This window comes from Pseudoalteromonas sp. TP27 (genome assembly GCF_056470645.1).
In genome coordinates this window covers 98,611-112,038 of record NZ_JARDAK010000007.1, presented here as the reverse complement: position 1 = coordinate 112,038, position 13,428 = coordinate 98,611, and the positions used below count along the sequence as shown (strand labels likewise).

The following is a 13,428-nucleotide window of genomic DNA, read 5'->3' as shown; positions in this document are numbered from 1 at the left end:
TTGGTTAATTACCTTTAATCGCTGACATCATGTTCCACATCGGCATAAAAATACCCAACGCTAAAATCAGCACCATAATGGCAACAAACACAGTTAAAATAGGTTCTATTTTTGCGGTTAAACTACGTAGGTCGTAATCAACTTCACGCTCATAATAATCGGCAGCCTCTTGAAGTAACTCATCAACCCGGCCTGTTTCTTCACCCACCGCAACCATCTGTAACACAAGCTGAGAAAACAGCTCAGAGCTTTTTGACGCTCTAAGTAAGCTATCGCCCTTTTCTATATCTTGGCGCATAGTTATAATCGCTTTTTCCATATAGCTATTATCTACAGCATGCGCTGTTAGCGATAATCCGGTGGTCATAGGTACACCAGAACGTAATACCATAGCTAAACTTTGACTGTAACGTGCAAGCAACGTACGTTTTAAAATATCGCCAATAAAGGGGATTTTTAATTTATATTGATCCCACTTGAAGCGCCCAGCATCTGTATTTAAATAACGTTTCCACGCAAATACCGCCCCAATACCTATAACTAACAGCAACCACCAATAGTTAACAAAAAAACTACTGGTGCCAATTAATATTTGAGTCATTAACGGCAATTCGGCATCAAATTTGGCAAACATGCTCGCAAAGGTAGGAATTACAAAAATATTCAAAATAATCATGGCTCCTACTAAAGCCAAAATGACAAAAGTGGGATAGCGCATTGCTGCTTTTATACGTTTTCGGGTTTCTTGTTCTTTTTCAAAATAAATAGCGAGTTGGTAAAAAGCATCCTCTAACCGGCCAGAACCTTCACCAACCATTACCATTGACACTGTTAGTCGGCTAAACACTTCATTATGTATCGCCATCGCACTGGATAAGTCACGGCCTTGTTCAAGCTGCCGAGTAACTTCCATCAATACATTTTTAAATTCTTTATTTTGTGTTGTATCTGCCAGCCCAATCATTGCTCGTATAATTGGAATCCCTGCTTTTAGTAGCGAATACATTTGCCTAGAAAACATAATCATGTCGTCTAGCGTTATTTTTTCGACAAACAAATTATCGAAAATTTTAATATTATTTTTTGTTTCAACTAATGAAATTGATATGGGTATAAATTGACGTTTTATTAAACTATCAGCTACGCCAGCTTGGTTACTTGCTTCTAATTGGCCTTTAACCAATACACCTTTGCTGTCTTTCGCCTTATAGCTATATAGCTGCATCAATATCCCCTACTATTTCTGGGATATATTCCGCCACTTTAAATACTTCATCTAACGAGGTGATACCCTGCTTAGCGTAATTTAATGCCATTGTTGAAAGCGGTGAGAAGTTAGCACTATTTTTGGCAGATTTTGCAAAGCCTTGTGTATCGTTAGCGCGCAATGCATCCATCATCGCATCATCCATTTCGAGTAACTCAAAAATACCTACACGTCCTTTATAGCCACTGTGATTACATGCAGTGCAACCTTGCCCTTTAGAAAATTGAGCGTCAGTAACATTTTCGCCTAAGTATTTTAACCAACTTATTTCTTGGCGATCTGGCAGGTAAGGTACTTTACAGTCATTACATACTCTTCTTACTAATCGCTGGGCAATAATAGCGCGCAATGAGCTTGCCACTAAGTAAGCAGGTGCGCCCATGTCAATTAAGCGTATAGCGCTGGTAATTGCATCATTGGTATGTAACGTTGATAGTACGAGGTGACCTGTTAAAGCGGCCCTTAATCCAATATCGACCGTTTCTTGGTCCCGCATTTCGCCAACCATTATAATGTCAGGATCTTGCCTTAGAGCGGTCCGTAAAATACTTGAAAAGCTCAGCCCTATTTTATTATTTATTTGTACTTGGTTAATGCGCCCAATACGATATTCAACCGGATCCTCTACGGTAATAATTTTATTTTCTTGTTGGTTTAATTCACTTAATGCGCCATAAAGTGTAGTTGTTTTGCCCGAACCTGTTGGTCCAGTAACTAAAACCATACCATGTGGACGTTTTATAATACTGCGTACACGCTTTAATATGTGTACTGGCATGCCTGTTTCATCTAACGATAATAATCCTGCAGATTGATCAAGCAAACGCATTACAACTGATTCACCATGCTGAATAGGCATGGTAGATAGGCGCACATCAATACTGTGGCTGCGCACTTTTATGTTAAAGCGACCATCTTGAGGAAGGCGTTTTTCAGATATATCTAATCCCGACATAAGCTTTAAACGTAATACTAATGCAGATGCTATTTTTACTTGGTTAAGAGTGTGCTCTTGTAATATGCCATCAATACGCTGACGGATACGTAGCAAGCCTTCATCAGGCTCTATGTGAATATCGGATGCACGAACTTGCACAGCATCCTCAAATATAGATTGCAGTAACTTTACAACAGTTGCATCCGATGTTTCATCACCTAAGGAGTTTAAATCAAACTCTTCTACGTCTTGGTATTCTTCATGAAGTTGTGCTGCAAAGTTAGTAATTTCATCCGTACGACGATATACGTTGTCAAACGCAGCCATTATCTGACTTTCTTGTACAACGGCTAAGTCTATTCGTTTAGGAGCAAGCATAGTTGCAAGTTGATCAAGCCCTCTTAAATCAGCCGGGTCGCTCATCCCAACCAAAACAGAGTCGCCATTATCTTCAATAACTAATGCTCTATAACGACGCGCATAAACCTCAGATAAAAGCTTAGATACATCGTGTGATATTTTTCGCTGTGATATATCTAAAAAAGGAACTTGTAATTGCTGCGCTAAAAAGCGCAATAGTTGTGGTTCACTAATAAACTCAAGTGTAATAAGCGTCGAGCCTAATTTACGACCTGTTGCTGCTTGAACATTTAGTGCTTCACTAAGTTGCGCTTCGGTGATCATGTGCTCGTGAACAAGTAAATCGCCTAAGCGCATCTTTAAACTAGGTCTCATACGGCCTCCTTTAGCGCAACTAAACGCTGTAATGCATGCTGGGTCATAGCTGTATTTAATCCACCTAAATCTAGAGCAACCTTATAAAGCTGCTTAGCATCAAGATATTCTCCTAATGCATCCTTTGATGTTGCAAGTGCCAGCCACCACTTAGCTTGACTAGGCTGTAGCTGTGTAAGATGTTTAAAGCTTTCAAGTGCTTTATAGTGCTTACTCGCACTTTGAGCAGCAGTTCCCTGCAGCACCCAAAAATCAAGATTCGCTTGAGATTCAAATTCGTCAGTTAAAAGCAGTAATACGCCTTCATACTCCTGTTGCATAATGAGTATTTTGCTTAGCATTACACGCCATTCCAGTACGTTAGGGCTTTGACGAATACCTGCCTGTAAAACCTGCTGCGCAGAATTTATATCTTGTTGTTTAAAATAGGTTGCAGCCAGTAAATTTCGGGCTTCTACGTGTAAAGGCGATTGCGCTAAAACAGTGTTTAAATCACTAATGGCTTCGTTGTATAAACCAAACTGTATTGCCTGTTTAGCTGCAGCTAATTGCTCAATTAATAAATCCTGTGGCGACTTGGCTTCTGGCGCACTTTTAGTCATCGTATTTTGAGGCTTAGCTTTAGCTGCTGGAGTGATTTTTGGCTTGCTAACAGTAAACTCGCTAGCTGCCAATTCATTATCACTATCTAGTTCAGGGCTTTGTTTAACTTGGGCAATTACAATCGGATCTGCTATTGGCTGAGAAGCTAACAATGTAGCTTCATCCAACTTAGGCTCAACCAAATCATTATCTACTTGATTTACCGGCTCAACTTGCACAACCTTTTTCACAGCGTCTTGTCCAACTGAAGGCTCTACAGTATTTTCGTCATCTTCAGAGTCAGATAAATTAGAGGTTATAACCGCAACCATTTTTTGCGGTGGTAACACAGACTTAGGTTGAGTTTCTTGTTTGTCAGCATTAGGTAAATACAAGTACGCTAAAAAAATGACGCTTAGCATAATAAGTACAATTACAACTTTAAATGCAATATTCCTTAAGTCATATATTGGTTTTATATTTATGCCTTCTTGAACATTTACTTGCTTAGCTTCTCGTTGTTCAATGTTTTTAAGCATATTATTTATAACGCTCATAGCCATTGCCTCCATACCCAGATGGCAGCAATAGCTAAAATACTAAACATTAAAGCACTGTAGCTCCAATATTGACCTGCTCGGTATTTTGCGCAGTCTTCAGTATCTTTTATAGCAAGCTGAATATGGCGATTGGTTATTTTATTTAGCCCTTCACCATACGCTTGTAATAGTGCTTTATGGCATAAAATATTAACTAACCGAGGAATACCACGGCTAGCTCTGGCAATTTTAAGCCCCATACTATTATTAAATAAAGGAGGTCTATTAAACCCTGCAACTTGTAAGCGGTGATTTATATAATAAATAACCTCAGCACCAGTCATAGCCCTTAATTTATAAGAGAAACTAATACGTTGGCGTAATTGCCTTACTTTATTATTAGCTAGTTTTTCATCAAGTTCAGGTTGCCCAAATAACACCACTTGAATTAGTTTTTCGCTTTCTGTTTCTAAGTTTGTAAATAATCTCAGTGCTTCTAGAGTCTCCCAACTCAAGCATTGCGCCTCATCTATCAAAAGGACTACACGCTCATTATCTTCTTGTAAATCCAATAAATGATGATTTATAAGCTGTCCAAGTGCTTGTTGATCTAATGCTTTATCTACATCCATACCGAGCTCTATTGCAATGGCCCATCTAAGCTCTTCAGGGCTTAAATAGGAGTTAGGCAAATAAGCAACAATGTAATCTGGCTCAAGCTGGTTTAATAACTTTCTACAAAGTAGCGTTTTACCTGTGCCAACTTCACCTGTGACTTTAATAAACCCTTCACCCATTTCTATTGCGGTTGTAAGTACCTGCATAGCTTCGTGATGAGGTTCAAGCGCACAAAAAAACTCCGTATTTGGGGTTAACGTGAAAGGCATTTCACTTAAACTGAAAAAGCGCAAATACATAGTTAATTTTCATACCAAGTATTTAAAAGTCTGCGAGTTTCGCCTTGCTGTTTTTTCCACGTATCCGGCATAACAACCGTTGGTTTGATTAAAATAATCAGCTCTTTTTTCTCTTGGCGCTTACGTATACTTTTAAATAAATTACCAAAAATCGGAATGTCACCTAATATTGGTGTTTTTGATTCTTCATCTTCTGTTGTCGTTTGCATTAAACCGCCAATAACAACTATCTCACCACTTTGTGCACGAATTACCGTATCTGACTCTCTAATATTGCTTTGCGCTAGTGGCAACTCAAAACGCTGATCATCTAACGTAATTACTTTTAATTGCTCTTCGGTTTCAGTCACTGAGGGGTGTACATGTAAAATTACTGAGCCGTACTTATCAATTTGTGGCGTTACATCTAGTGCAATACCCGAAAAGAAAGGCGTTAAATCAATCTCTGGCGATGTCGTTGTTGAAGTACCTGTCACTGTTGTGCTCGATACATTGGTTACAAAGTATTCATCCTGACCTACTTTTATAACAGCTTTCTGATTGTTTGTTGCGGTTACCCGAGGATTAGATAGCATTTGCACGTCACCTTGCGTTTCAAGCAAGTTAATAACGCCGTTAAAATCCCCTTTTTGAATTGTTAACGACGATGACCCGCCTAAAACAGCCGATATACTATTACTAATCGTTGTACCTGCGGTTGTTGCAAACGATACACCACCTTCTAACCCACTTGATATTCTTTCCCAATTAACCCCTTGCTGGTATTCATCTTTTAAAGTTATTTCTATAATTTTAGCTTCAAGAATAACCTGGCGCTGTAAGTTTTCTTGGCTTTGACGCAAAAACTCTTTTAACTGACTAATCTCACTTGGTAATGCATTAACCGTTACCAAACTTGCTTGTGGGCTAGCAACAACATAGCGCCCTTCACTTGCACCAATTAACGACTTAAGAGCAAGCTCTAACTCTTTCCAAAAATCATTTTTATTAATTGTTTGAATACGAGAACCATTTAACTCTAAACTTTCATTATCACTGCCAAACTCTTGGCTTCCTTGGTTAGAGTTACTAGAACGACTGGAACTGCCACTATTTTGCGCAAACTGGCTTACGCCCCCCGCTACAACACTTACTGTTGATAATCCATTACGCTGCATCATTAAATAGTTTACGGGTATTGTTTCGGTACGCATTTTAGCTGGTAGCACCTGTACAATACGCCCTTCGTTAACTATATCTAAAGGGTACATGCGTTTAATAACCGCAATCACTTCATTAAATGTCACACTTTTGAGATTTAAACTAATAGTGCCACTCACCTCAGGATGTACAGCAACACTAAAAGGGGTGTCGTCTGTTAAGCCTGCAAAAAAGGCGCCTATTTCAACGTCATTAGCGGCTACATCAAAACGCTTTATAGATAAATCATCACTTATAGTTTGCTCATTATTTATTGATGATAATAGACTTTGTGTAAGCTCACTCGGCATCTGTAAAGGCGCAATCGCTTTAGCTTCCACAGGTTTTTCAGCCAGCTCTTGTTCTATATGAGTTTTAACTTCTTTACCAGGCTTAAAGCTATGGCAAGCCGTTAAAAATGTAGGCAATAATAGGAGAAAAAGCCACGGGTAAGATAAATTATTTTTTAATTTCATAGTCATATAATTCTAATTTTATTTGTTTATCGTCATTTGCTAGCACAACCTTTTTTGAGTTTATGCTTAGCACCCGAAAATCGTCTACAGCATCACCCACTCGATAAATATGGCCAGAAATAATAGCCTTGAATGCAGTACTGTTTTTAATAATAGATTGCAATTTAAGTTCTGTGTTTTGAGTTACACTCTTGTTGTTATTTACATACATATTTGGTTGAGTAGGATCACGTAATTGCGCTAATGCACTGGGTGCGAAAGTGAACAAAAGTAATAAAAAACATAAATTATAATGCGATAAATTTTTCATTAGCGCTCACTGTAGCAATTTGTAAAGTTAGCTCAGCTTCTGGGTACGTTAGTACCTGGTAACTAAACTCTTGTATTAACAATTTTTCTTGGTTATTTTTTAATGCTGCTAAATATTTTTGTAAGCTAAAATAACTACCTTCTAAAGTAACCACCATCTGATGCTCAAAAAATAATGTTTGCGTATCATGCTCACCCAATTTTTCAACATCTATAGCCTGCGCAGGTTTTACATTAAAACTGCTTACTCTCACATCGCTACTATCTACGAGTAAATCTTTTAAAACAGCAGGTACATTTTTAGCAGCAACAAAGCCTTGGCTAAAACTATTAAGCTGATTGTTTATATCCTCTAGCTTATTTCTTGTCTGTGCTATTTGACCGCGTAACACTTTAGTGTAATCGTGATTAAGTGCTTGATTTAGCATTGAAAGCTGTGCATTTATTTGCTGTAACTCCTGCAGCGCTGCATTTTGTTCAGAACGAATATGAGCAACTTCATCTTGCTGTGGAAAAATAACAAACCACAGGCCAAGGTAAATCACCACAAATAAGCCAACAAATACTGTTGAATACTTCTCACGCTTTTGCAGCGATGCAAATTGCGCTTGATACTTAGCCCACATAGGCCAGCCTTTGTTCTTTTTACTTTGGCTATTTTTTTTTGTGTTCATGGTTTAGCGCCTTTATCAGTAAGGTCGGTCGCCACATTAAATTCACTCAAACCATCTTTTGTTGACAGTTCTAAAACTGAAAATTCTTTATCAATAAAAAAAGGTGATTGCTTTAAATTATTAAACCACATAGGTAAAAATTTTGACTGCGATACCTGCCCTTGAAACGTAACACTTTGCCCTACAAATTTAATATGGGTAAGCCAGATATTAGGCTCGTGATACTTGGCTAAATCTTGCATAACCTGTGCATAGTCGGTTGCAGATTGATTCGAACTTTGCTCTAAATAGCTAAATATTTGCTGTTTATGTAAAACCTCTTGCTGCAGTGTTTTTAACTCATTAATGAAGAGCGTTTTCTTTTGCTTCTCTGCTAATTGCTGCTTTACAACTTCTAGCTGGGCTTTCCCTTGCTTGAGGTATTGCCTATTTTGTTCTAAATCAAGCTCACTTGAATAGGCTTTATAACTATAAAAAGTCCAGGTGATTGCAATAATTAATAGCGCACCTAACCACAGCGTAATCATTCCCGATAAAGGGACTGGGTCTCGCCGTACTCGTAAGGTTTTTTGATAAAAATTAATCCGGGTTTTCATAGCACAGACTCCGGATCAGTTAATTGATAGGCAGCACCAAGTGCATAATAAAAGTTAGGTTCTAATTGCTTCGCTAATTCTAAATTGGGCGTAAAATCTACAACCTTTACTTGTAAAAACTCTGCAAGACCTGCCCTAAGAGTCAATGAAGATAAGTCGTCGCACTGTAACTGAATGCTGCGAATTGGCGGTTGCTTGAGCTGGCTTTCAAAAAAGTCCATAGAACGCTGAATTTCTAATCCTAACGCTTCTACTAATTCTTGATTTTGATCTTTATCAGAAATACCTAAAAAACCGTTTAATCGCCTAGCTAATACTAATTGTCCATTACGAATAATTAAGATTCGAGGCTCATGATTAACATGTTGCACAATCAGCATATGCGCTTCTTTATACGCGCCAAACAAAGTAACCAAAACCATTTCTTCAGAGGTCATTGCACGCAAAACAGCCTTGGTTTGCTCAAAACTATCTATAAACGGAAGTAGCTGCAGCTTATTAGTAATAAATACATTCATTTTGCTGCTTTGCATTGGTAACGTTATAGGGTAATCAATAAAGTCAGCAACTATGTTTTCAGATGCTATATCAACTAAATCTTTTGTAGTCCAAGGGAGTGACTGGATGATTTCCTCATCGCTAAGGTTTGGTTTATCCATTTGCACTATTTGATAAAAATAGTGTGGTACAACTAAATTTACTGCACACACGTCGTTACAAACTTGATTTGTGCAAGCAACAATAGCAGCGGTATAATCGGTTTGCTCAGATACATTGACACTATGTGAACTATGCACCATCCATTGGTCGCGTTGTTTTTTTAAACAGACTGCGTTTACAGTATCTGCATACGTTGCTACACCAATAGCTGTATTAGGATCTAAACTACGATTTAACCAAGAAAACAGCTGTTCTTTCATATAGCTACTATTGTTAATTATGTATTAACCAAGTGTCGTACACTTTCTTTACTTTGCCAAGTTGAAAACTAATAAAAAATGCATCAATCATTCAAAATAAACGAAAATAACCATATTCAACAAATAGATACAACGTTTCTAAAAAAGAGAAAAATTTATTTAGGTGTAAAACGTGACGATCTATTACATCCGCTAATAAGTGGTAACAAATGGCGTAAATTAAAATACAATTTAGCCCATATGCAAAAGGTTAAAAAAACCGAATTACTTACGTTTGGCGGTGCTTTTTCAAATCACATTCATGCCTGCGCCGCTGCAGGTAAAGAGTTTAATATTAAAACCCGCGCTATTATTCGCGGCCCACAGCTTGACGAAGACAATCCAACAATTCAGTTTGCTCAGCAATGTGGTATGCAACTTCATGTCGTTAATCGTATTGAATATAGACAGCGCCACGATGAAGCTTATTTAGAATCGCTCCAAGCACGCTTCCCTGACGCCTATATAATTCCTGAAGGTGGCACCAATGAACACGCCTTATTAGGATGCAAAGAGTTAGTACAAAGCTTACCTGAGCATAACTACTTAGTTTGCCCCACTGGCAGTGGCGGCACGCTTGCTGGATTAATCGAAGGTAGCGCTCCAACAACAAAGGTAATAGGCGTTGCTGTATTAAAACAAGCTGATTATTTAAACGAAGAAATTAAAAAACTAAGTAACAAAGCTAAAAATCAAAACAACTGGCAGTTACTTACAGAGTTTCATGGTGGTGGCTATGGTAAGTTTTCACCTGAGTTATGGCAGTTTTGCCAAGAGATGGGCCGCACTTATAATTTACCGCTTGAGCCTATTTATAGTGGAAAAATGATGTATGCATTATGGCAGCTTATTGAACAAGACTACTTTGCCCCCGGCAGTAAAATAATTGCCGTTCATACTGGTGGGCTTCAGGGTTTAGATGGGCTCAAATACAGAGGCCTAATCTAAATGCTAGTGAAATACTGTTTGAGTAAACTCTTGCAAAGGTTCTGAAAAATAAAACCCTTGCGCGCCCACTACCCCTAATTTCGCGAGTATAAATAGCTCTTTTTGTGTTTCTACGCCGACAGCATACACTGGTAAATTTAGTAGTTTAGCAGCCTTTACTATCTTTTTAATTTTCATTTGATTGTGATTTTTTTCATGAACTAAGCGGACAAGATCGTACGATAATTTAAGAGCACATACTTCATTATGATTGATCAAAGTCGCAATTTTTTCACTGTTTTTCACATTATCGATGATTATTTGAGATCGATCTTTTTTGATTATATTTAATGCATTTGTTATTTTTTTTCTTGGTGTAAAAAAGTCTTCTTCACGTATTTCAAATTGTAACTTTGCATTGAGTTTTAACTGTGTCAGTTGAGCGGGTAACCAATGCCAAAATTCATCATTAAACCAATTATTGGGGTGCAAATTTACACTCACGGTTAAAGCCGATGACTCGCTTTGTATTAATCTTTTAACTTGGTTTATCACGGCCTTATCTAATATTAAAGTATCTTGATTATTATAAACTTGATTAATAAAATAACGAGCGGCAAGCAAACCATGCTTGCTATGACGCACTCTAATTAGGACTTCATGTTGTAAAATATTACCACTTGAGAGTTCAAATAATGGCTGAAAAAACAATATGAACTTATTCTTTTCAATATTTTCAATTACTTGCTTGCTAGATAGTACCTTTTCTTGGATATGGCGTAGTGGTAAGCGATGGCAATGCTGCAACAAACTACTTTGCGATAGTGTAAGTGCTGACTTTGCAAATTGATTTATCATTATTTCGTCTGCACCTAATTTATAGTCGCATGCCCCTATTTTAATATTTTTACGGGTAATACCTTTTTGATTATTTTGACATAATACAAATACACACTTATGTAATCGTGCAACGTAACAATCTAATTCGGTAACAGGGACGCCTTGCAGAGTAATGGCTAAGTAATTAGAGTCAACGACGTTTACCGATCTCCCTCTAAGTTCAGCGAACGTTTTAGCTACTAATGCGTTAAAGCTCGCTTTTATATCTATATTTTGATTAAAATTGCAATCAAAGCTAACAAGTAAAAATAAGTGATGTGTTGCTGAATTCACTCCATATAAAGAGCTCAGTTCACAGTTTTTTACTTGCTTAGTAAATATTGTTTTTTGCTGCTTTTGTTTAACCGTTTTAGTGGGGACAGCTAGTGTGTTTGCATTTATAGGTACTGGATTCACTTTAAGTAAGCTCCACCAGCGAAAGGACCAGCTAGCAGCTCCTATAATAATTAAGTTTAGTAATAAGAATAAGTAGCTTTGCATCACCCAGGCCGGATAATGATACAAGCGTAAACTGAGTGTTTTATAGCTAAACACTTCGCGCTCTACACTTACTAAATGCATTAAGTGTGAAGAAGAAGACTGTGCTTCAAGCATAAAACCTTCACTTTTAGCCAACGCGAGTAACACTTCATTATTCATTAAAGGTGCTAAATTTAGTTCATACACTTGTTTAACCAGTTGCTGCCCAGACGTATGTATCTTTTGATGTAACACATCATTTAATAAAAAATTAAAACTCAGAAGTACGCAAGCTATAAAAGTGAAATAAATCCTTTTGAATTGCTTTAAAAACCAGAGTTTTCTTTGATGCATGGCATACTCACTCGTTAAATTATTAACTAAAGTGTTGTTCAAGATCCGCATAAGTACAAGGCTCAAAATAAGTTTAAACGTTTATGGGGAGTTCTAGACGAAAAGCCTCGCATAAACGAGGCCTTATAAAGCGATAGGTTTAATTTGTGATATGTACAGAGTCTATACTTCTGCTTTATCATGCTCTGTCAGTATTGCTTGTCCATCTACTTTGGAAAACTCATCCACTGGATGCCTTTTTAATGAGTGCAAACCTGTTTCGCCAGACCGACAAAGCTTTATACCTTTTACAACATAAAAAGTCGGTTTATCAACTAATATCGAATACTCAAGCATAGTCTCTAAAATCGCATCTTCTGTTATATTTTCCTTTAGTAAAGCAAGTTCTTTAGCTGAAGATTTTGTTACGCGAAGCGTAGCTTTAACTACAAGGTCTGCGTCTGAAAGTAGCGCCAATAATTAGAATTTTGCTCCCCTCTTTAATATATTCTATTACGACAGGCCCATAGCTCGTGGCTTTAATAGTGCTAAATATATTTTGAGTAGTCTCGTTAGCAGTAATTATTATGTATAACAATCTCTGCTAGCTTCTTTTACTTAAACCAATGGCGCGTTTTATTTGCGAACCAAACTAAACTTAGCATTACAGGTACTTCAACTAACACACCTACTACGGTTGCAAGTGCAGCACCAGAGTGTAAACCAAACAATGAAATAGCCACGGCAACTGCTAACTCAAAGAAATTAGATGTTGCGATCATGCACGCTGGTGCAGCTATATTGTGCTCTAGCTTCATTTTTTTTGCGGCAAAATAAGCAATAGCAAAAATACCATAGGTTTGAATCAGTAGCGGAATAGCTATAAGTACAATCGCTTCGGGGTTGGCTAAAATAGTTTGTGACTGAAAACCAAATAATAAAGCGACTGTCGCTAATAACCCCATAATTGAATAGGGTTTCATAATGCTCAAAAACTGATTGAGTCGAGAATGATCCTCGGCTTTATCAAGTTTTTTACGCGTAACCGCACCTAAAATTAATGGTATAAGTACATACAACACCACAGATAAAAATAACGTATCCCACGGTACTGTTATATCGGTTACACCCAGTAATAAACCCGCTATAGGTGCAAATGCAAAAATCATAATTATATCGTTTATAGAAACTTGTACTAACGTATAATTAGCATCGCCTTTGGTTAATTGGCTCCAAATAAAAACCATAGCCGTACATGGCGCAACACCTAGTAAAATCATGCCTGCAATATATTCAGTTGCAGTTTTTGGGTCAACCCAGTCTGCAAATATACCCTTAAAGAATAGCCAACCTAATAGCGCCATAGTAAATGGCTTGATAAGCCAATTTAGTACAACCGTCAATAATAACCCTTTTGGCTTTTTACCCACGTCTTTAATAGATGAAAAATCAATTTGAACCATCATTGGATAAATCATTAGCCAAATAAGTATCGCTATTACTATATTTACATGCGCATATTCAAAGCTTGCTATTAGTATAAATAGCTCTGGTATTATTGAGCCTGTAAAAATACCTATAGCAATTGCTAAAGCTACCCAAACTGATAAATATCGTTCAAACAATCCCATTACATTCC

Annotated in this window: 13 protein-coding genes; 1 reads left to right on the top strand and 12 read right to left on the bottom strand. The window is 37.4% G+C overall.

What is annotated here, in order from left to right:
- Nucleotides 1-4: 4 nt before the first annotated feature.
- The 9 genes from PX700_RS10515 to PX700_RS10475 are packed head-to-tail and all read right to left on the bottom strand — an operon-like array spanning nucleotide 5 to nucleotide 9,131.
- Complete coding sequence (locus PX700_RS10515; protein ID WP_415637828.1) at nucleotides 5-1,225, bottom strand: type II secretion system F family protein; 1,221 nt, start codon at nucleotides 1,223-1,225, stop codon at nucleotides 5-7.
- Entirely contained in the window at nucleotides 1,212-2,939 is a 1,728-nt protein-coding gene (locus tag PX700_RS10510) for a GspE/PulE family protein (protein ID WP_415637827.1), read from the bottom strand. The genes PX700_RS10515 and PX700_RS10510 overlap by 14 nt, the downstream gene beginning before the upstream one ends.
- The gene (locus tag PX700_RS10505) at nucleotides 2,936-4,078 is read right to left on the bottom strand and encodes a tetratricopeptide repeat protein (protein ID WP_415637826.1); all 1,143 of its coding nucleotides are present in this window, start codon (nucleotides 4,076-4,078) and stop codon (nucleotides 2,936-2,938) included. The genes PX700_RS10510 and PX700_RS10505 overlap by 4 nt, the downstream gene beginning before the upstream one ends.
- Complete coding sequence (locus PX700_RS10500; RefSeq protein WP_415637825.1) at nucleotides 4,075-4,977, bottom strand: ExeA family protein; 903 nt, start codon at nucleotides 4,975-4,977, stop codon at nucleotides 4,075-4,077. Before PX700_RS10500 ends, PX700_RS10505 begins: the two co-directional genes overlap by 4 nt.
- Nucleotides 4,978-4,979: 2 nt before the next feature.
- Entirely contained in the window at nucleotides 4,980-6,632 is a 1,653-nt protein-coding gene (gene mshL, locus PX700_RS10495; protein ID WP_415637894.1) for a pilus (MSHA type) biogenesis protein MshL, read from the bottom strand.
- A complete protein-coding gene (locus PX700_RS10490; protein ID WP_165724855.1) occupies nucleotides 6,616-6,942 on the bottom strand; it encodes an agglutinin biogenesis protein MshK in 327 nt (108 codons plus the stop codon). The genes mshL and PX700_RS10490 overlap by 17 nt, the downstream gene beginning before the upstream one ends.
- Entirely contained in the window at nucleotides 6,920-7,615 is a 696-nt protein-coding gene (locus PX700_RS10485; protein WP_415637824.1) for an agglutinin biogenesis protein MshJ, read from the bottom strand. Before PX700_RS10485 ends, PX700_RS10490 begins: the two co-directional genes overlap by 23 nt.
- Nucleotides 7,612-8,211, bottom strand: coding sequence for a PilN domain-containing protein (locus PX700_RS10480; RefSeq protein ID WP_415637823.1), 600 nt, complete (start codon nucleotides 8,209-8,211; stop codon nucleotides 7,612-7,614). Before PX700_RS10480 ends, PX700_RS10485 begins: the two co-directional genes overlap by 4 nt.
- Nucleotides 8,208-9,131, bottom strand: a complete 924-nt coding sequence (locus PX700_RS10475) for an MSHA biogenesis protein MshI (protein ID WP_415637822.1) — start codon at nucleotides 9,129-9,131, stop codon at nucleotides 8,208-8,210. Before PX700_RS10475 ends, PX700_RS10480 begins: the two co-directional genes overlap by 4 nt.
- 78 nt (nucleotides 9,132-9,209) lie before the next feature.
- Between PX700_RS10475 and PX700_RS10470 the strand changes: the two genes are divergently transcribed.
- Nucleotides 9,210-10,118 (top strand): 1-aminocyclopropane-1-carboxylate deaminase/D-cysteine desulfhydrase, encoded by a 909-nt coding sequence (locus PX700_RS10470; protein WP_415637821.1) that lies wholly within the window; start codon nucleotides 9,210-9,212, stop codon nucleotides 10,116-10,118.
- A gap of 3 nt (nucleotides 10,119-10,121) precedes the next feature.
- On the opposite strand, the gene PX700_RS10465 is transcribed toward PX700_RS10470, so the two are convergent.
- The 3 genes from PX700_RS10465 to arsB form a co-directional block, all read right to left on the bottom strand.
- On the bottom strand, nucleotides 10,122-11,636 hold the full coding sequence (locus PX700_RS10465) for an EAL domain-containing protein (RefSeq protein WP_415637820.1): 1,515 nt from the start codon (nucleotides 11,634-11,636) through the stop codon (nucleotides 10,122-10,124).
- Between the two features lie 336 nt (nucleotides 11,637-11,972).
- A complete protein-coding gene (locus PX700_RS10460) occupies nucleotides 11,973-12,266 on the bottom strand; it encodes a thioredoxin domain-containing protein (RefSeq protein ID WP_415637819.1) in 294 nt (97 codons plus the stop codon).
- A gap of 137 nt (nucleotides 12,267-12,403) precedes the next feature.
- A complete protein-coding gene (gene arsB, locus PX700_RS10455; RefSeq protein WP_415637818.1) occupies nucleotides 12,404-13,420 on the bottom strand; it encodes an ACR3 family arsenite efflux transporter in 1,017 nt (338 codons plus the stop codon).
- Nucleotides 13,421-13,428 lie beyond the last annotated feature (8 nt).

Excerpts from the sequence above, each read along its gene's own strand:
- PX700_RS10510 (WP_415637827.1), bottom strand. The coding sequence starts at position 2,939 with ATGAGACCTAGTTTAAAGATGCGCTTAGGCGATTTACTTGTTCACGAG.
- PX700_RS10480 (WP_415637823.1), bottom strand. The coding sequence starts at position 8,211 with ATGAAAACCCGGATTAATTTTTATCAAAAAACCTTACGAGTACGGCGA.
- arsB (WP_415637818.1), bottom strand. The coding sequence starts at position 13,420 with ATGGGATTGTTTGAACGATATTTATCAGTTTGGGTAGCTTTAGCAATT.
- mshL (WP_415637894.1), bottom strand. The coding sequence starts at position 6,632 with ATGAAATTAAAAAATAATTTATCTTACCCGTGGCTTTTTCTCCTATTA.
- PX700_RS10470 (WP_415637821.1), top strand. The coding sequence starts at position 9,210 with ATGCATCAATCATTCAAAATAAACGAAAATAACCATATTCAACAAATA.
- PX700_RS10505 (WP_415637826.1), bottom strand. The coding sequence starts at position 4,078 with ATGAGCGTTATAAATAATATGCTTAAAAACATTGAACAACGAGAAGCT.
- PX700_RS10465 (WP_415637820.1), bottom strand. The coding sequence starts at position 11,636 with ATGAATAATGAAGTGTTACTCGCGTTGGCTAAAAGTGAAGGTTTTATG.
- PX700_RS10500 (WP_415637825.1), bottom strand. The coding sequence starts at position 4,977 with ATGTATTTGCGCTTTTTCAGTTTAAGTGAAATGCCTTTCACGTTAACC.
- PX700_RS10475 (WP_415637822.1), bottom strand. The coding sequence starts at position 9,131 with ATGAAAGAACAGCTGTTTTCTTGGTTAAATCGTAGTTTAGATCCTAAT.
- PX700_RS10485 (WP_415637824.1), bottom strand. The coding sequence starts at position 7,615 with ATGAACACAAAAAAAAATAGCCAAAGTAAAAAGAACAAAGGCTGGCCT.
- PX700_RS10515 (WP_415637828.1), bottom strand. The coding sequence starts at position 1,225 with ATGCAGCTATATAGCTATAAGGCGAAAGACAGCAAAGGTGTATTGGTT.
- PX700_RS10490 (WP_165724855.1), bottom strand. The coding sequence starts at position 6,942 with ATGAAAAATTTATCGCATTATAATTTATGTTTTTTATTACTTTTGTTC.